Annotated in this window: 10 protein-coding genes, 3 rRNA genes and 1 pseudogene; 7 read left to right on the top strand and 7 right to left on the bottom strand. The window is 65.9% G+C overall.

What is annotated here, in order from left to right; all coding sequences use genetic code 11:
* Positions 1-21: 21 nt before the first annotated feature.
* Positions 22-789, top strand: coding sequence for a sulfite exporter TauE/SafE family protein (locus tag QOM21_RS28320; protein ID WP_407553818.1), 768 nt, complete (start codon positions 22-24; stop codon positions 787-789).
* Positions 790-828: 39 nt separating this feature from the next.
* On the opposite strand, the gene QOM21_RS28325 is transcribed toward QOM21_RS28320, so the two are convergent.
* The 3 genes from QOM21_RS28325 to QOM21_RS28335 form a co-directional block, all read right to left on the bottom strand.
* Positions 829-1,332: an HNH endonuclease gene (locus QOM21_RS28325; protein ID WP_393895845.1), complete on the bottom strand. Its 504-nt coding sequence runs from the start codon at positions 1,330-1,332 to the stop codon at positions 829-831.
* Between the two features lie 419 nt (positions 1,333-1,751).
* Positions 1,752-2,291: a YbhB/YbcL family Raf kinase inhibitor-like protein gene (locus QOM21_RS28330; protein WP_407553819.1), complete on the bottom strand. Its 540-nt coding sequence runs from the start codon at positions 2,289-2,291 to the stop codon at positions 1,752-1,754.
* A gap of 42 nt (positions 2,292-2,333) precedes the next feature.
* Positions 2,334-3,116, bottom strand: coding sequence for a sporulation protein (locus tag QOM21_RS28335; protein ID WP_393895843.1), 783 nt, complete (start codon positions 3,114-3,116; stop codon positions 2,334-2,336).
* 172 nt (positions 3,117-3,288) lie between these two features.
* On the opposite strand from QOM21_RS28335, the gene QOM21_RS28340 reads away from it, so the two are divergent.
* From QOM21_RS28340 to QOM21_RS28365, 6 genes and pseudogenes are all read left to right on the top strand, one after another.
* Positions 3,289-3,942 (top strand): DNA-3-methyladenine glycosylase, encoded by a 654-nt coding sequence (locus QOM21_RS28340; RefSeq protein WP_407553820.1) that lies wholly within the window; start codon positions 3,289-3,291, stop codon positions 3,940-3,942.
* A gap of 621 nt (positions 3,943-4,563) precedes the next feature.
* Positions 4,564-6,092, top strand: a 16S ribosomal RNA gene (locus QOM21_RS28345).
* 303 nt (positions 6,093-6,395) lie between these two features.
* Positions 6,396-9,519 (top strand): 23S ribosomal RNA (locus QOM21_RS28350).
* Positions 9,520-9,632: 113 nt separating this feature from the next.
* Positions 9,633-9,749 (top strand): 5S ribosomal RNA (gene rrf / locus QOM21_RS28355).
* The 16S, 23S and 5S rRNA genes sit together here, the layout of an rRNA operon.
* Positions 9,750-10,033: 284 nt before the next feature.
* A pseudogene (locus QOM21_RS28360) lies at positions 10,034-11,155 on the top strand (hypothetical protein); the annotation flags it as partial.
* An 81-nt stretch (positions 11,156-11,236) separates the two neighbouring features.
* Positions 11,237-12,049 (top strand): hypothetical protein, encoded by an 813-nt coding sequence (locus tag QOM21_RS28365; protein ID WP_407555878.1) that lies wholly within the window; start codon positions 11,237-11,239, stop codon positions 12,047-12,049.
* A gap of 92 nt (positions 12,050-12,141) precedes the next feature.
* Here QOM21_RS28365 and QOM21_RS28370 read toward each other — a convergent pair whose 3' ends face one another.
* The 4 genes from QOM21_RS28370 to QOM21_RS28385 are packed head-to-tail and all read right to left on the bottom strand — an operon-like array spanning position 12,142 to position 17,527.
* Positions 12,142-13,959: an IucA/IucC family protein gene (locus QOM21_RS28370; protein WP_407553821.1), complete on the bottom strand. Its 1,818-nt coding sequence runs from the start codon at positions 13,957-13,959 to the stop codon at positions 12,142-12,144.
* Complete coding sequence (locus tag QOM21_RS28375; RefSeq protein WP_407553822.1) at positions 13,959-14,525, bottom strand: GNAT family N-acetyltransferase; 567 nt, start codon at positions 14,523-14,525, stop codon at positions 13,959-13,961. The genes QOM21_RS28370 and QOM21_RS28375 overlap by 1 nt, the downstream gene beginning before the upstream one ends.
* Positions 14,522-15,865: a lysine N(6)-hydroxylase/L-ornithine N(5)-oxygenase family protein gene (locus QOM21_RS28380; RefSeq protein ID WP_407553823.1), complete on the bottom strand. Its 1,344-nt coding sequence runs from the start codon at positions 15,863-15,865 to the stop codon at positions 14,522-14,524. The genes QOM21_RS28375 and QOM21_RS28380 overlap by 4 nt, the downstream gene beginning before the upstream one ends.
* A gap of 36 nt (positions 15,866-15,901) precedes the next feature.
* Positions 15,902-17,527 carry a pyridoxal phosphate-dependent decarboxylase family protein gene (locus tag QOM21_RS28385; RefSeq protein ID WP_407553824.1) on the bottom strand — a complete coding sequence of 542 codons (1,626 nt, stop codon included), beginning with the start codon at positions 17,525-17,527 and terminating at the stop codon, positions 15,902-15,904.
* Positions 17,528-17,553 lie beyond the last annotated feature (26 nt).

The raw sequence follows: 17,553 nt of genomic DNA on the forward strand, positions 1-17,553 counted from the left end.
CCACGCCCCAGGGGAGTCCGCATGAGTATCTGGGAAGCGCTCGCGGTCTTCGTCGCGGGAATCGGCGCCGGCACCATCAACACCATCGTCGGCTCCGGCACCCTCATCACGTTCCCCGTGCTGCTGGCAATCGGCCTGCCGCCCATCACGGCCAACGTCTCCAACACGCTCGGTCTGGTGCCCGGTTCGATCAGCGGCGCCATCGGCTACCGCCGCGAACTCAGCGGCCAGCGCCGCCGCATCCTGCGCTTCGGCACCACCGCCTTCATCGGCGGCCTGACCGGCGCGGTCCTGCTGCTCGCACTGCCCTCCGAGGCCTTCGACGCGATCGTGCCCGCGCTCATCGCCGTCGCCCTGGTCCTGGTCGTCGCCCAGCCCAAGCTCTCCGCCGCGCTGCGCGCCCGCCGTGCCCGTACGGGCACCACAGGCCACCGCGACGGGGGCATCGCCCTGCTCCTCGGCCTGCTGTGCGCCAGCGCCTACGGCGGCTACTTCGGCGCCGCTCAGGGGGTCTTGTACCTCTCCCTGATGGGCTTGCTGCTCAACGAGGACCTGCAACGCATCAACGCCCTCAAGAACGTCCTCGCGGTCGTCGTGAACGGCGTCGCGGCGGTCTTCTTCCTCTTCGTCGCCCACTTCAACTGGACCGCCGTCGTCCTCATCGCCGTGGGCTCGGCCCTGGGCGGCCAGATCGGCGCAAAGGTCGGCCGGCGACTGCCCCCCACGGCGCTGCGGGCGGTCATCGTCGTCGTCGGCCTGGCAGCCATCGCCCAACTCCTCCTGAAATAGGACGGCCGGGCGACGGCCACCACGCACCGCGGGAACCCCCTAGGCCGGCAGTGCCAGCCAGTCCGGCAGCTCTTCCCGCACGGAGACCCCGAGCGCCGACAGCATCGCGTCCGCCGGCGTCGGCTCGAACGGACGCCGCAGCAGCTGCATCCCCGCCTGCTCCGGAGTACGGTCCGCCTTGCGGTGATTGTCCTCCGCACACGAGGCGACGGTATTCAGCCAGGTGTCCCCACCACCGTGCGACCTCGGCACGACGTGGTCGACGGTCGTCGCCCGCCGGCCGCAGTACGCACACCGGTGCTGGTCACGGACCAGCACACCCCGCCGCGACCACGGCGCCTGCCTTCGGAACGGCACCCGTACGTATCTGCTGAGTCTGATCACCCGCGGCACCGGAACATCCACCGAAGCCGCCCGAATGCGAAGCCCCGGGTGGGCGTGCTCGACGACGGCCTTGTCCTGCATGACCAGTACCACCGCACGCCGCAGCGACACCGTCGACAGCGGCTCGAAGCTCGCGTTGAGCACCAGCGTCTCGCGCATCCCGCCCACCTCCCGGACCCCGTTCGCCCCCTCGGCGAAGTGGCTCCACTGTGCAGTGGAAGGGATTCCCAGGACAACGCAATTTCCGCATGCCAGAAGGTAGATGACGGGCAATCAGAAGGTGAACGGGGAGCGGCCCGCACGCCGGTCCCGCGCCCCTGAAGCGGGAGCGCCTGACCTCGGCGCCGGAAAAGCGTGCGCTCCGGGTCCCACCCCCGTGAAACACGCGGGACCCGGAGCGAACGGCAGCCGGCGAGGACGCCCGACACGAGTGCGGGCTCCGGCAAGCGGCGGGGGACACACCTGCGCCCCGCCGCTCCCGCCAGTGCGGTACCGACTGCCCGACGGCCCGATGGAGGCCGTCAGCCATGTACCACTCTGTGCGCGGGAAGCGCCGGGGCGCAACGGAATTAGCGGGCTCAGCCCGCCGCGGGCACCTCGAACTCGGCGATCAGCTGCGCCCGCCCGATGGTGTGGAACCGCAGGTTGAAGCCCACCGCCGCGGGCGAGGCATCGGCGTCGGGGCCGAGCTTTTCCTGGTCCACCGCGTACACGGTGAACACATAGCGGTGCGGCCCGTCCCCGGGCGGCGGGGCGGCGCCGGTGAACTCCAGCGTCCCGGCGTCGTTCCGGGCATGGACGGCGCCCTCGGGCAGCCCCTTCATGTCACCGGAGCCGGCACCGGCCGGCAGCTCCGTCACCGACACCGGAATGTCGAACAGCGTCCAGTGCCAAAAGCCACTGCCGGTCGGCGCGTCCGGGTCGTAGCAGGTGACGGCATAGCTCTTCGTCCCCGCGGGAGCACCCTCCCACCGCAGGTGCGGCGAACGGTTCCCCTGGGCCTGGACCTGTTCCGGTCGCAGCGTTCCGCCCGGCTCCACCTCATCGCTGGTCACCGTGAACTGCGGCACCGGCGGATGGAAATCGTGCGGGAGCGGCCGCCGCTTCAGCTCGGACACCTCGACACCTCCTGGTCGCTTGCTGACACCTGTCCGCCCAGGTTAGAGCCAGTTCCGCTTACCGCCGACCTCCGCCAGCCACTGGTTGAGGTAAGCGGCCCAGTCCGTTCCCTCGAAGTCGTTGAGCCCGACCGTGAACGAACGGAAGGAGTCCGTCCCCTCGGTGAACAGCCCCGGCTTCTTGTCCATCTCCAGTACGACGTCCATCTCGCGGTCGTCGGCGACGAAGGACAGCTCCACCTGGTTCAGCCCGCGGTACTGCTGCGGGGCGAAGAACTCCACCTCCTGGTAGAACGGCAGCTTCTGGCGCGTCCCCCGGATGTGCCCCTGCTCGAGGTCGGCGGCCTTGAAACGGAACCCGAGCCGGCCGAACGCGTCGAGAATCGCCTGCTGCGCCGGCAGCGGGTGCACATTCACCGGGTCGAGGTCACCGGAGTCCACCGCACGGGCGATCTCCAGCTCCGTCGTCACACCGACGGCCATGCCGTGCAGGTGCTGGCCGAGAAACGTCGTGATCGGCGTCTCCCACGGGATCTCCAGACCGAACGGCACGGTGTGCGCCGCCCCGGCCTGCACCTCGAACGCGCCACCCAGCCGCTGCTTGGTGAACTCGATGTTCCGCTTGTACTCCTCCTCGCCGCTCTCGACCTCGACGCGCGCCTGCAGACCGACGGACAGCCCCTCGACCTGCTGGGCCACCGACCCGCCCTGGATCCGCACCTCACCCTGGACGACGCCACCGGGGACGACGTTCTCCTCGAAGAGCACCGTCTCCACCGACGCGCCCCCGGCTCCCAAACTCGCCAGCAGCTTCTTGAACCCCATGCTCGTCCTCCCCAGGCGGAACGCCTGTGCTCTGTGTAGCTCGCCGAGATCTCGGCTTGATTCCTACCCACGCGAAACGGCGCGGGCCGGTTCCACGGGCCATACCTTCCCAACCCCGGTGCCCCGCTGACCAGCCGCCCACCCATATATCGCTGCACTACCCTCGGAGCGCATGACCGACGTACCGGAACGTATGCCGCTCAGCCGCGATTTCTTCGACCGCCCGGTGGTGGACGTGGCTCCCGACCTGCTGGGCCGCACCCTTGTACGCCACACCCCCGACGGCCCGATCGAACTCCGCCTGACGGAGGTCGAGGCGTACGACGGGGAGTCCGACCCGGGCTCACACGCCTACCGGGGCCGCACGGCGCGCAACGCCTCCATGTTCGGTCCGCCCGGTCACGCCTACGTCTATTTCATCTACGGCATGTGGTTCAGCCTCAACCTGGTCTGCGGCCCCGAGGGCAAGGCGAGCGGTGTCCTCCTGCGCGCCGGCGAGATCCTGACGGGCGAGCCCCTGGCCGCAGCCCGACGTCCCAAGGCCCGCAGCGCCAACGAACTCGCCAAGGGCCCGGCCCGCTTGGCAACGGCCCTCGACATCGACCGCAGCCTGAACGGCGTCGACCTCTGCGCCGGCGACCCCGACCATCTCTCCGTGCTGCACGGCAGCCCGGCAGTGCCCGCAGATGTACGGAGCGGTCCGCGCACGGGCGTAGGCGGAGAAGGGGCCGACCACCCGTGGCGCTACTGGATCGCCGGCGACCGCACCGTCAGCCCGTACCGCCCGCACGTGCCGCGTCGTCGCCGTGCCACCAGCGATACTTGACTCGGGCGGGCCAACCGCCTAACGTGGCCCGAGCCGCTGGAGACGGGCAGCGCTATCTGCGTGGACCGCCAGGCGGCACAACCAACTACTACGAACGCTCCCTCTGACCGGGGCCTTTTTGGCGTTGCCAAAATTCGACCCCTTCGACTCGATTATGAGTCGCCGGGAAAAGCAGCTAACGTAGTGACCACGCCGAAAGGCAAACCCCCTCCGACAGGTAATCGGAACCGCATTTCGAACCCACCGCGATAAGCGGGGGAACGGAAAAGGATCTGATAGAGTCGGAATCGCGAAGAGGCCGAAAGGCCGAATCGCACCGGCGAAAATCAGGACCGCGAGGATCTGATAGAGTCGGAAACGCAAGACCGAAGGGAAGCGCCCGGAGAGCCTGGTGAAACAGGCACAAAGGAAGCGTCCGTTCCTTGAGAACTCAACAGCGTGCCAAAAGTCAACGCCAGATATGTTGATACCCCGTCCACCTCGGTGGATGAGGTTCCTTTGAAAGTCCATCCCGTCCATGTGGCGTGGGTGGCACACACAGCGAGGACGCTGTGAACGAGCAGACTTATTCCGTCCGCTCGTTCCGCTCTCGTGTGTGTTTCGCCGGATTACCGGCAAACATTCACGGAGAGTTTGATCCTGGCTCAGGACGAACGCTGGCGGCGTGCTTAACACATGCAAGTCGAACGATGAACCTCCTTCGGGAGGGGATTAGTGGCGAACGGGTGAGTAACACGTGGGCAATCTGCCCTTCACTCTGGGACAAGCCCTGGAAACGGGGTCTAATACCGGATACGACTACCGACCGCATGGTCTGGTGGTGGAAAGCTCCGGCGGTGAAGGATGAGCCCGCGGCCTATCAGCTTGTTGGTGGGGTGATGGCCTACCAAGGCGACGACGGGTAGCCGGCCTGAGAGGGCGACCGGCCACACTGGGACTGAGACACGGCCCAGACTCCTACGGGAGGCAGCAGTGGGGAATATTGCACAATGGGCGAAAGCCTGATGCAGCGACGCCGCGTGAGGGATGACGGCCTTCGGGTTGTAAACCTCTTTCAGCAGGGAAGAAGCGAAAGTGACGGTACCTGCAGAAGAAGCGCCGGCTAACTACGTGCCAGCAGCCGCGGTAATACGTAGGGCGCAAGCGTTGTCCGGAATTATTGGGCGTAAAGAGCTCGTAGGCGGCTTGTCACGTCGGATGTGAAAGCCCGGGGCTTAACCCCGGGTCTGCATTCGATACGGGCAGGCTAGAGTTCGGTAGGGGAGATCGGAATTCCTGGTGTAGCGGTGAAATGCGCAGATATCAGGAGGAACACCGGTGGCGAAGGCGGATCTCTGGGCCGATACTGACGCTGAGGAGCGAAAGCGTGGGGAGCGAACAGGATTAGATACCCTGGTAGTCCACGCCGTAAACGTTGGGAACTAGGTGTGGGCGACATTCCACGTCGTCCGTGCCGCAGCTAACGCATTAAGTTCCCCGCCTGGGGAGTACGGCCGCAAGGCTAAAACTCAAAGGAATTGACGGGGGCCCGCACAAGCAGCGGAGCATGTGGCTTAATTCGACGCAACGCGAAGAACCTTACCAAGGCTTGACATACACCGGAAACGCCTGGAGACAGGCGCCCCCTTGTGGTCGGTGTACAGGTGGTGCATGGCTGTCGTCAGCTCGTGTCGTGAGATGTTGGGTTAAGTCCCGCAACGAGCGCAACCCTTGTTCTGTGTTGCCAGCATGCCCTTCGGGGTGATGGGGACTCACAGGAGACTGCCGGGGTCAACTCGGAGGAAGGTGGGGACGACGTCAAGTCATCATGCCCCTTATGTCTTGGGCTGCACACGTGCTACAATGGCCGGTACAATGAGCTGCGATACCGCGAGGTGGAGCGAATCTCAAAAAGCCGGTCTCAGTTCGGATTGGGGTCTGCAACTCGACCCCATGAAGTCGGAGTTGCTAGTAATCGCAGATCAGCATTGCTGCGGTGAATACGTTCCCGGGCCTTGTACACACCGCCCGTCACGTCACGAAAGTCGGTAACACCCGAAGCCGGTGGCCCAACCCCTTGTGGGAGGGAATCGTCGAAGGTGGGACTGGCGATTGGGACGAAGTCGTAACAAGGTAGCCGTACCGGAAGGTGCGGCTGGATCACCTCCTTTCTAAGGAGCATTTCTTACCGACTTCGGTTGGTCAGAGGCCACTTCGTCGGCAAATGTTCGACGGTGGTTGCTCATGGGTGGAACGTTGACTATTCGGCACATTCGGTTGGTTGTCATTAGTACTGCTTCGGCGTGGAACGTGAGGATGGATCGGGTGGGCCGGGCACGCTGTTGGGTATCTGAGGGTACGGACTTTCGAGTCTGGACCTTCGTGATGCCGGCCCCAGTGAACTCGCCTTGTGTGGCGGGGTGATGGGTGGCTGGTCGTTGCTTGAGAACTGCACAGTGGACGCGAGCATCTGTGGCCAAGTTTTTAAGGGCGCACGGTGGATGCCTTGGCACCAGGAACCGATGAAGGACGTGGGAGGCCACGATAGGCCCCGGGGAGCTGTCAACCAAGCTTTGATCCGGGGGTGTCCGAATGGGGAAACCCGGCAGTCGTCATGGGCTGTCACCCGCTGCTGAACACATAGGCAGTGTGGAGGGAACGCGGGGAAGTGAAACATCTCAGTACCCGCAGGAAGAGAAAACAACCGTGATTCCGGGAGTAGTGGCGAGCGAAACCGGATGAGGCCAAACCAGTCACGTGTGATACCCGGCAGGGGTTGCGTGGTTGGGGTTGTGGGAGTTCTCTTTCATCGTCTGCCGGCGATGAGGCAAGTCAGAAACCGTTGGTGTAGGCGAAGGGCATGCGAAAGGCCCGGCGTAGAGGGTAAGACCCCCGTAGCTGAAACATCAACGGCTTGCTTGAGAACCACCCAAGTAGCACGGGGCCCGAGAAATCCCGTGTGAATCTGGCGGGACCACCCGTTAAGCCTAAATATTCCCTGGTGACCGATAGCGGATAGTACCGTGAGGGAATGGTGAAAAGTACCGCGGGAGCGGAGTGAAATAGTACCTGAAACCGTGTGCCTACAAGCCGTGGGAGCGTCGCTGTATGTGCTTGCACATGCAGTCGTGACTGCGTGCCTTTTGAAGAATGAGCCTGCGAGTTTGCGGTATGTTGCGAGGTTAACCCGTGTGGGGAAGCCGTAGCGAAAGCGAGTCCGAATAGGGCGTTGAGTAGCGTGCCCAAGACCCGAAGCGGAGTGATCTAGCCATGGGCAGGTTGAAGCGGAGGTAAGACTTCGTGGAGGACCGAACCCACCAGGGTTGAAAACCTGGGGGATGACCTGTGGTTAGGGGTGAAAGGCCAATCAAACTCCGTGATAGCTGGTTCTCCCCGAAATGCATTTAGGTGCAGCGTCGTGTGTTTCTTGCCGGAGGTAGAGCACTGGATAGGCGATGGGCCCTACCGGGTTACTGACCTTAGCCAAACTCCGAATGCCGGTAAGTGAGAGCGCGGCAGTGAGACTGTGGGGGATAAGCTCCATGGTCGAGAGGGAAACAGCCCAGAGCATCGACTAAGGCCCCTAAGCGTGTGCTAAGTGGGAAAGGATGTGGAGTCGCAGAGACAACCAGGAGGTTGGCTTAGAAGCAGCCATCCTTGAAAGAGTGCGTAATAGCTCACTGGTCAAGTGATTCCGCGCCGACAATGTAGCGGGGCTCAAGCACACCGCCGAAGTCGTGTCATTGCAGTACATACCCCCAACGGGGACTGTGATGGGTAGGGGAGCGTCGTGTGCCGGGTGAAGCAGCCGTGGAAACGAGTTGTGGACGGTTCACGAGTGAGAATGCAGGCATGAGTAGCGATACACACGTGGGAAACGTGTGCGCCGATTGACTAAGGGTTCCTGGGTCAAGCTGATCTGCCCAGGGTAAGTCGGGACCTAAGGCGAGGCCGACAGGCGTAGTCGATGGACAACCGGTTGATATTCCGGTACCCGCTTTGAAGCGCCAAACATTGAATCAGGCGATGCTAAGTCCGTGAAGCCGGCCTGGAGTCTTCGGACAAAGGGACGTGGTGGAGCCGACGAACCAGACTTGTAGTAGGTGAGTGATGGGGTGACGCAGGAAGGTAGTCCAGCCCGGGCGGTGGTTGTCCCGGGGTAAGGGTGTAGGCCGTGTGGTAGGTAAATCCGTCACACGTTAAGGCTGAGACCTGATGCCGAGCCGATTGTGGCGAAGTGGATGATCCTATGCTGTCGAGAAAAGCCTCTAGCGAGTTTCATGGCGGCCCGTACCCTAAACCGACTCAGGTGGTCAGGTAGAGAATACCGAGGCGTTCGGGTGAACTATGGTTAAGGAACTCGGCAAAATGCCCCCGTAACTTCGGGAGAAGGGGGGCCATTTCTGGTGATCCGATTTACTCGGTGAGCTGGGGGTGGCCGCAGAGACCAGCGAGAAGCGACTGTTTACTAAAAACACAGGTCCGTGCGAAGCCGTAAGGCGATGTATACGGACTGACGCCTGCCCGGTGCTGGAACGTTAAGGGGACCGGTTAGTCACATTTCGGTGTGGCGAAGCTGAGAACTTAAGCGCCAGTAAACGGCGGTGGTAACTATAACCATCCTAAGGTAGCGAAATTCCTTGTCGGGTAAGTTCCGACCTGCACGAATGGCGTAACGACTTCTCGACTGTCTCAACCATAGGCCCGGTGAAATTGCACTACGAGTAAAGATGCTCGTTTCGCGCAGCAGGACGGAAAGACCCCGGGACCTTTACTATAGCTTGATATTGGTGTTCGGTTCGGCTTGTGTAGGATAGGTGGGAGACTTTGAAGCAGCCACGCCAGTGGTTGTGGAGTCATTGTTGAAATACCACTCTGGTCGTGCTGGATGTCTAACCTGGGTCCGTGATCCGGATCAGGGACAGTGTCTGGTGGGTAGTTTAACTGGGGCGGTTGCCTCCTAAAGAGTAACGGAGGCGCCCAAAGGTTCCCTCAGCCTGGTTGGCAATCAGGTGTTGAGTGTAAGTGCACAAGGGAGCTTGACTGTGAGACTGACGGGTCGAGCAGGTACGAAAGTAGGGACTAGTGATCCGGCGGTGGCTTGTGGAAGCGCCGTCGCTCAACGGATAAAAGGTACCCCGGGGATAACAGGCTGATCTTCCCCAAGAGTCCATATCGACGGGATGGTTTGGCACCTCGATGTCGGCTCGTCGCATCCTGGGGCTGGAGTCGGTCCCAAGGGTTGGGCTGTTCGCCCATTAAAGCGGTACGCGAGCTGGGTTTAGAACGTCGTGAGACAGTTCGGTCCCTATCCGCTGTGCGCGTAGGAGTATTGAGAAGGGCTGTCCCTAGTACGAGAGGACCGGGACGGACGAACCTCTGGTGTGCCAGTTGTCCTGCCAAGGGCATGGCTGGTTGGCTACGTTCGGAAAGGATAACCGCTGAAAGCATCTAAGCGGGAAGCCTGCTTCGAGATGAGTACTCCCACCCCCTTTGAGGGGTTAAGGCTCCCAGTAGACGACTGGGTTGATAGGCCAGATATGGAAGACCGGTAACGGTTGGAGTTGACTGGTACTAATAGGCCGAGGGCTTGTCCTCAGTTGCTCGCGTCCACTGTGTGGTTCCCGGGTTGCGAACAGTCGCAATCGCTGGTTGAACCAAGTTTCACTCTTAACTAAAAAGTGTGCTTGTTCGCTAGAACCCGATAGGGTTTCGGTGGTCATTGCGTTAGGGAAACGCCCGGTTACATTTCGAACCCGGAAGCTAAGCCTTTCAGCGCCGATGGTACTGCAGGGGGGACCCTGTGGGAGAGTAGGACGCCGCCGAACAATCTTTCAAGGACCCTTGGTCCCAGCGTTCATGCTGGGACCAAGGGTCCTTTTTGTTTTGCCGAAGCGCGCCGAAATGGTCGGTGCGCGAGAATGAATGTGCAGTACCGATGACAGGAGTCACGTCGATGTCCACCAACTCTTCCGACGATCGTTCGGAGCGCCGGCCTCAGCGGCGCGACGACGGTGACCGCGGTGGTTTCCGGCGTGACGACCGGGGGCCGCGTCGTGACAACGACCGTGGCGGCCGCCCGGCCGGCGGCGGTGGCGGTAACGCGGGCCGTGACAACCGTGGTTCCGACCGCGGTGGGTTCCGCCGTGATGACCGTCCGTCCGGTGGTGACCGTGGCGGGTTCCGTCGCGATGACCGTCCCTCGGGTGGCGACCGCGGCCGCTCCGCAGGTGGCGACCGTGGCGGCTTCCGGCGCGACGACCGTGGTGGACGTCCGACGGGTGGCGGCTATGCCGGGCGTGATGACCGTGGTGGTCGTCCGTCGGGTGGGGACCGCGGGGGGTTCCGTCGCGATGACCGTCCCTCCGGTGGTGACCGTGGCGGATTCCGTGGCGGTGACCGCCGGGATGACCGTCCGCGCGGACCTCGTCGCGACGATGAGCGCGGCGGTGGTTTCCGTCGCGATGACCGTCCTTCGGGTGGGGACCGCGGTGGGTTCCGCCGTGATGACCGTCCGTCGGGTGGCGACCGTGGTGGGTTCCGTCGTGATGACCGTGGTGGGCGTCCGTCCGGTGGTGACCGTCCGGCGTTCCGTCGTGATGACCGTCCCTCTGGTGGGGACCGTGGCGGCTTCCGTCGGGACGACCGTCCGTCGGGTGGCGACCGTGGGGGCTTCCGTCGCGATGACCGTCCCTCCGGTGGCGACCGTGGTGGGTTCCGTAGGGATGACCGGGGCTCTGAGCGTCCCTCCTTCCGTCGTGATGACCGGCCGTCCGGTGGGGACCGCGGTGGGTTCCGTCGTGATGACCGGCCGTCCGGTGGGGACCGCGGTGGGTTCCGTCGTGATGACCGGCCGTCCGGTGGGGACCGCGGTGGGTTCCGTGGTGGGGATCGTCGGGACGAGCGGCCGCGTGGGCCGCGGCGTGAGGACGACCGTGGTGGGCGTCCGACCGGGGGTGGCGACCGCGGGGGCTTCCGTCGGGACGATCGGCGCGATGAGCGTCGTGATGACCGCGGTGGTGACCGTGGGGGCTTCCGGCGTGATGACCGGCCGTCCGGTGGCGACCGTGGTGGGTTCCGTCGCGATGACCGTCCCTCCGGTGGCGAGCGTGGCGGGTTCCGTCGGGATGACCGGGGGCCGCGTCGGGATGATGACCGCGGGCGTCGGCCGTACGGTGCCGGGCGTGGGCGGGACGACCGTCGGGACGACCGGCGTGATGACCGTCGCGACCGGGACCGGGAGCCGATCAAGCGGCTGCCGATTCCGGAGGACGTCACCGGGGAGGAGATCGACAAGGATGTGCGGCAGGAGCTGATGAGCCTGCCGAAGACGCTCGCCGACGATGTCGCCAAGAACCTGGTGATGGTGGCGAGGCTGCTGGACGAGGACCCGGAGCAGGCGTACGGGTACTCCCGGATCGCGCTGCGGCTGGCGTCCAGGGTCGCCGCGGTGCGTGAGGCCGCGGGCTTCGCGGCGTACGCGGTCGCCAAGTACAGCGAGGCGCTTGCCGAGTTCCGGGCGGCACGGCGGATGACCGGCAGCGTCGAGCTGTGGCCCGTCATGGCCGACTGCGAGCGCGGTCTGGGCCGGCCCGAGAAGGCGATGGCCATGGCCGGCGAGCCCGAGGTGGCGAAGCTGGACAAGGCCGGGCAGGTGGAGATGCGGCTGGTCGCGGCGGGTGCCCGTCGGGACATGGGGCAGGCGGACGCCGCCGTGGTGACGCTGCAGGGTCCCGAGCTCGCGTCGAACGCGGTGCACCCGTGGACCGCGCGGCTGCGCTACGCCTACGCGGACGCGCTGCTGGAGGTCGGGCGCGAGGACGAGGCGCGCGACTGGTTCGCCAAGGCGCTGGAGGCCGACCAGGGTGGCACCACGGACGCCTCGGACCGCCTCGCGGAGCTGGACGGTGTCGAGTTCACCGATGCTCTGGACGACGGCGACACCGGCGCCCCCGCCGACGAGTCCGACGAGACGGACGCGGCTGAGGAGACGGGTGTGACCGTGGCCGAGGAGGCCGGCGCCGAGGTGTCGGTCGTCGAGGGCGACGACGTGGCTGATGAGGTCGTCGTGGTCGAGGCCGCGGGCGAGGACACGGACGATGAGGACGAGCGGTCCGAGAAGGGCTGAGTCGCCGACGTGCGTGATGCCGCGCGGGCTGCGGTGAGTTGACTAAGGGCGGGACCCCGGTGGGTCCCGCCCTTCGTCGTTTCTGTGGGGGGTCAGGTGGTGGGGGCGTAGGGGGCGAGGGGGTTGCGGAGGGTGCCGATGAGCTGGAGGGCGCCTGCCGGGTCCTGGAGGTCGACCATCTGCTGGTTGTTGCGCAGCTGGAGACGGTTGAGGCAGGAGAGGGAGAACTCCTCGGCGAACATGTCGTACTGGGCGAACTTGTCGGCCAGGTGGGGCATGGACGCCTGGTAGTCCGTGACGCAGTCGGCGACCGTGCGCCAGAAGGTGTCCTCGTCGAGGACGCCGAGGTCGGCGAGTGTGCCGTTGAGGAAGCGGAAGAAGCAGTCGAAGACGTCGGTGAAGACGGACAGCAGCTTCTTGTCCTCGGGGACGTCGGCGCGGATGCGCTCGACGGCGGGGGGCAGCACCGCGTCGGGGTCCATGACGGCGATCTCTTCGGCGATGTCCTTGAAGATCACGCGAGCCACGGCGCCGTCCTCGATGACCAGGATGGCGTTCTCGCCGTGCGGCATGAAGACCAGGTCGTAGGCGTAGAAGGCGTGCAGGACGGGGGTGAGGTACGCGTCCAGGTAGCGGCGGAGCCAGACCGCGGGCTCCAGGCCGGACTCCTCGATCAGGGCGCCGGCGAAGGACCCGCCGTCCCGGTCGACGTGCAGGAGGGAGGCCATGGTGGCCAGCCGCTGACCCGGTTCGACGGTGGAGACGGGGCTCTCGCGCCAGAGGGCGGCGAGCATCTTGAGGTACGGGGAGCCCTTGGCGGTGGCGGCCTCGTACCGGCGGTGGTGGTAGCCGATGGCGGCGCGCTCGCGGATGATCGAGAAGCGGGCGGCCCGGAAGGTCTCGTCGCCGTCGATGAGGCGGGCCAGCCAGTCGTTGATGGCCGGGGTGGCTTCCATGTAGGAGGCGGACAGGCCGCGCATGAAGCCCATGTTGAGGACCGAGAGGGCCGTTTTGACGTAGTGCTTCTCGGGGCTGGTGGTGTTGAAGAAGGTGCGGATGGACTGCTGGGCCAGGTAGTCGTCGTCGCCCGAGCCCAGGAACACCAGGCGCTGCTGGGCGACCTCCGCGGCGAAGGTGACCGAGAGCTTGTTCCACCACTGCCAGGGGTGGGCGGGGATGAGGTGGTAGTCGGCGAGGTCCAGGCCGAGGTCGCCGAGGGTGCCGGCGAAACGGTCGAGGGTGCGCTCGCCCAGCTCGTCGCGGACGAGCGTGTCGTAGTCGAGGTCCGCGCCCGCGGTGAAGGTGGAGTGGTCGCGGTGGGCGGCCAGCCAGATCAGCTGGACGGGGGCGGCGGCCTCGGGGGCGTACGCGTGGTACTCGTGGACGCCGAAGCCGAGACGGCCGTTGTTGGCGACGAAGCAGGGGTGGCCCTCGGTCATGCCGGTCTCGATGGCCTGGAAGCCCGACTTCGTGAGTTCGGCGGCGCTTGCCGGGGCGGCGGCGAGTTTGTAGGCGGTGCCGGAGAGAGTGGAGCTGATCTCTTCCAGGTAGACCGGGAGGATCTCCTCGCCCAGGCCCAGGGTCCCGCGGAATTCGATGAAGAAGTCGAGGGCGTCCAGCGGGAGTTCGCCGCTGTCGCGGTGGCGGGTGACGCTGTCGGCGTTGATCTGCCAGTGGTCGAGCGTCAGGCGGCGGGCTCTGAAGCGGTATTCGACGCCGCCGTCGTCACTGCGTACGGCGTAGTGGCCGTCCGCGGGCAGGCGGGTGGGGGAGAGCAGCCGTTCGTGGGCGAACTCGGCGAGCGCCTTGCGGACGAGGAGCCGGTTGGCGCGGGACCAGAGGTCGGGGGTGAGGTGCGCGACGGCGTCCAGGGCGGGCAGGTGCGGGGCTGCGTCGGAGGTGGGGAGCATCAGTTCTCTCCTCGGGCGGCCAGGAACTGGTCGCGGGTGCAGGTGCTGAGGTAGGCGTCTTTGGAGGGGAGGGAGACGGTGCGTTGGACCTCGAACCCGACGGCCTTGTTGAGGGCGTGCACCGCGGTGTTGCGGGCGTCGGGCTCGACGACGATGCGGCGGGTGGCCGGGTCGTCGAAGAGCATCTCCATCACGGTCGTGATCACGGCGAGGGTGAAGCCGTGCACGGGGGTGTCGGTGGGGGCCGACAGGAAGTGCATGCCGACGTCGCCCGGCTGGGCGGCGTGGATGCCGACCAGTTCGCGGTGGGCGGGGTCGTAGCGCTCCGCGAGGAACGCCGGGGTGCCGTTGTGCAGGCCGAGGTAGGCGTCGTGGAAGGGGTCGGCGGCTATCCGCGTGAACTCCTTCTCGACGGCCGGGAGGTCGCAGTCCTGCATCAGCCAGAAGACGGCCTTGGGGTGGGTGACCCAGCCGTGCAGCAGCGCGGCATCGGCCGGCGGGTCGACCGGGCGCAGCGAGAACTCACCGAGCGCTTGGTCGGTACGGGTGAAGAGCGGGGCGCTCATGCGGAGACCTCCAGGGTGTGCCGCGGGTCGGCAGGGGTGGCGAGGTCCATGACGGCCGGAGCGGCGAACTCCTGGAAGGCGATGGACTTCTCGACCGGGTAGTACTCACGGCCGAGCAGCTCGCGGACGATGCAGGAGTTGCGGTAGGCGGCCATGCCGAGGTCGGGGGTGACGAAGCCGTGGGTGTGCAGCTCGGCGTTCTGCACGTAGATGCCGTGGCCGGCGGTGTCGATGCTGTAGTTGCGTGCGACGTCGTAGCGGCCGGCGTCGTCCCAGGCGATGCGGTCGTGGATCGGGGCGAGGAAGTCCGGGGTGCGGTAGCGGTATCCGGTGGCGAGGATCAGGCCCTGTGTGTCGAGGGAGAAGTCCTGGCCTTGTTCCTCCTGGCGCAGCCCGAGGGTGTAGGTGCCGCTGGTCTCGTCGTAACGGGCCGTGTTCAGCGCCGTGTTGGTGAGCAGCCGGGTGGCGCAGGGGCCGTTGAGGTTCTTCTGGTAGAGCAGGTCGAAGATGCCGTTGATGAGGTCGGAGTCGATGCCCTTGTAGAGGTTCTTGTGCGAGGCGTTGAGGCGGTCGCGGGTGGCCGGGGGGAGGGCGTGGAAGTAGTCCACGTACTCCGGCGAGGTCATCTCCAGCGTGAGCTTGGTGTATTCGAGGGGGAAGAAGCGGGGGGAGCGGGTGGCCCAGGTCAGGTGGTAGCCGTGGCTGTCGATGTCCTGGAGCAGGTCGTAATAGACCTCGGCCGCGCTCTGGCCGCTGCCGACGATGGTGATGCTGTCCTTGGCCTGCAGGGTGGCCTTGGCGTCGAGGTAGTCGGCGTTGTGCAGCAGGTCGCCGCCCAGGCCCTCGCAGGACTCGGGGATGTGCGGCGGGGTGCCGGTGCCGAGGACGATCTTGCGGGCGCGGTAGGTCTTCCGCTCGCCGGTGGGCACGTGCTCGGCCTGCACGACGTAGAGCTCCTCGCTCTCGTCGTAGGTGACGGTGGTGACCTGGTGGGCGAAGCGGATGCTGTCCAGTTTGCCGGCGGCCCAGCGGCAGTAGTCGTTGAACTCGGCGCGCAGCGGATAGAAGCTCTCGCGGATGTAGAAGGAGTACAGCCGGCCCGATTCCTTCAGGTAGTTCAGGAAGGAGAAGGGGGAGGTGGGGTCGGCGAGGGTGACGAGGTCGGCCATGAAGGGCACCTGGAGGGTGCTGCTGTCGAGCATCATGCCGGGGTGCCAGTCGAAGGACGCCTTGTTGTCCAGGAACAGGCCGTCGAGCCCGTCGATGGGTTCGGTCAGGCAGGCCAGGCCGAGGTTGAAGGGGCCGAGGCCGATGGCCACGAAGTCATAAGGAGCGGACACGGGATCTCCGTTGGGGGGTGGTCGGCGGTGGGGAGGTCAGCGCGCGCTGAGGGCCGGCTCGGGCTGCTCGGCCAGGTAGCTGCCGGCGTGCTCGGCGATCAGGTCGAGGACGGTGGCGATGTCCTCCAGCGTGGTCTCCGGGTTGAGCAGGGTGAACTTGAGGTGGTGCCGGCCGTCGACGACGGTGCCCGCGACGATGGCGTCACCGGAGGCGAACAGCGCCTCCCGGGCGTGCAGGTTGACCAGGTCGCTGAGGTGGGGGTCGTGGTCGGCGCTGGGGACGTAGCGGAAGACCAGGGTGCTCAGCTGCGGCTCGACGACGACATCGAACCGGGGGTCGTCATGGAGGATCTTCCAGGCGTCCGCGGCCCGGTCGATGACCTCGTCGAAGAGTTCGCCGATGCCGCTTGCGCCCATGGTGCGCAGCGTCAGCCACAGTTTGAGGGCGTCGAAGCGGCGGGTGGTCTGGATCGACTTGTCGACCTGGTTGGGGATGCGCCGCTCGGCCATCCGGCGCGGGTTGAGGTAGTCCGCGTGGTAGGTGACGTGCCGCAGCGTGGTGTGGTCGCGGACCAGTACGGCGCTGGAACTGACCGGCTGGAAGAAGGACTTGTGGTAGTCGACGGTGACCGAGTCGGCGCGTTCGATGCCGGCGAGCAGGTCGCGGCGTCGGGAGACCAGCAGACCGCAGCCGTAGGCGGCGTCGACGTGCATCCAGGTGCCGTACCGGTCGCACAGGTCGGCGATCTCGCCGAGCGGGTCGATGCTGCCGAAGTCAGTGGTGCCCGCGGTGGCGACGACGGCGATGGGGAGGAGGTCGTCGCGGCGGCAGCGCTCCAGCGCGGCGGCCAGGTCGGTGGTGCGCATCCGGCGGTTCTCGTCGCAGGGGACGGAGATCACGGACTCCGCGCCCATGCCGAGGAGGGTGGCGGCCTTCTGGATGCTGAAGTGGCTGCACTCGGAGGTGAGGATGCGCAGCCGCGGCAGGACGTCGGAGCGCCGGGCGTCGGCGGGCGCGTCGGCGCGGGCCAGTTCGCGGCGGCATGCCTCGTCCCGGGCGAGCAGCATGGCCTGCAGGTTGGACTGGGTGCCGCCACTGGTGAAGATGCCGTCGGCCTGTTCGCCGAGACCTATTCGGCGGGCCGTCCAGTCGATCAGGCGCCGCTCGATGAGGGTGCCGCCGGCGCTCTGGTCCCAGGTGTCCAGCGAGGAGTTGACGGCGGAGAGCACCGCCTCGCCGACGAGGGCGGGGATCACCACCGGGCAGTTGAGGTGCGCGAGGTAGCGGGGGTGGTGGAAGTAGACGGCGTCGCGGAGGTAGACCTCTTCGAGTTCGTCGAGGGCCGCGGCCGGGTCGTGCAGCGGTGCTTCGAGGTCGATGTCCGCGACGGTCGGGGTGAGTTCGTCGACGGAGATGCCGGTGAACGGCCGCTCGGTGGCGGCGATGGTGGCGCTCACCCGCTCGACGCTCTCGGTGACCGTGCTGCGGTAGCGCCCGGCCGTGCCGTTGTTGAGCAGGTAGGACCTGCTGTCGGCCGGTTCGGTGGTGGCGCTGTCGCCCGGTTGTCCACCCGGGGCGTGGACGGTGGGGGTGACGCGGTGGGTCGCCCCGGGGCTGCCGGTGGTCGACGGGTCCTCGGCGGGGTGCGCGAGGGGACTCATGAGCTTGTCCTCCCTGATGCGGACTT

Origin of the sequence: Streptomyces sp. Pv4-95 (assembly GCF_045782725.1) — a bacterium.
Taxonomy (GTDB): domain Bacteria; phylum Actinomycetota; class Actinomycetes; order Streptomycetales; family Streptomycetaceae; genus Streptomyces.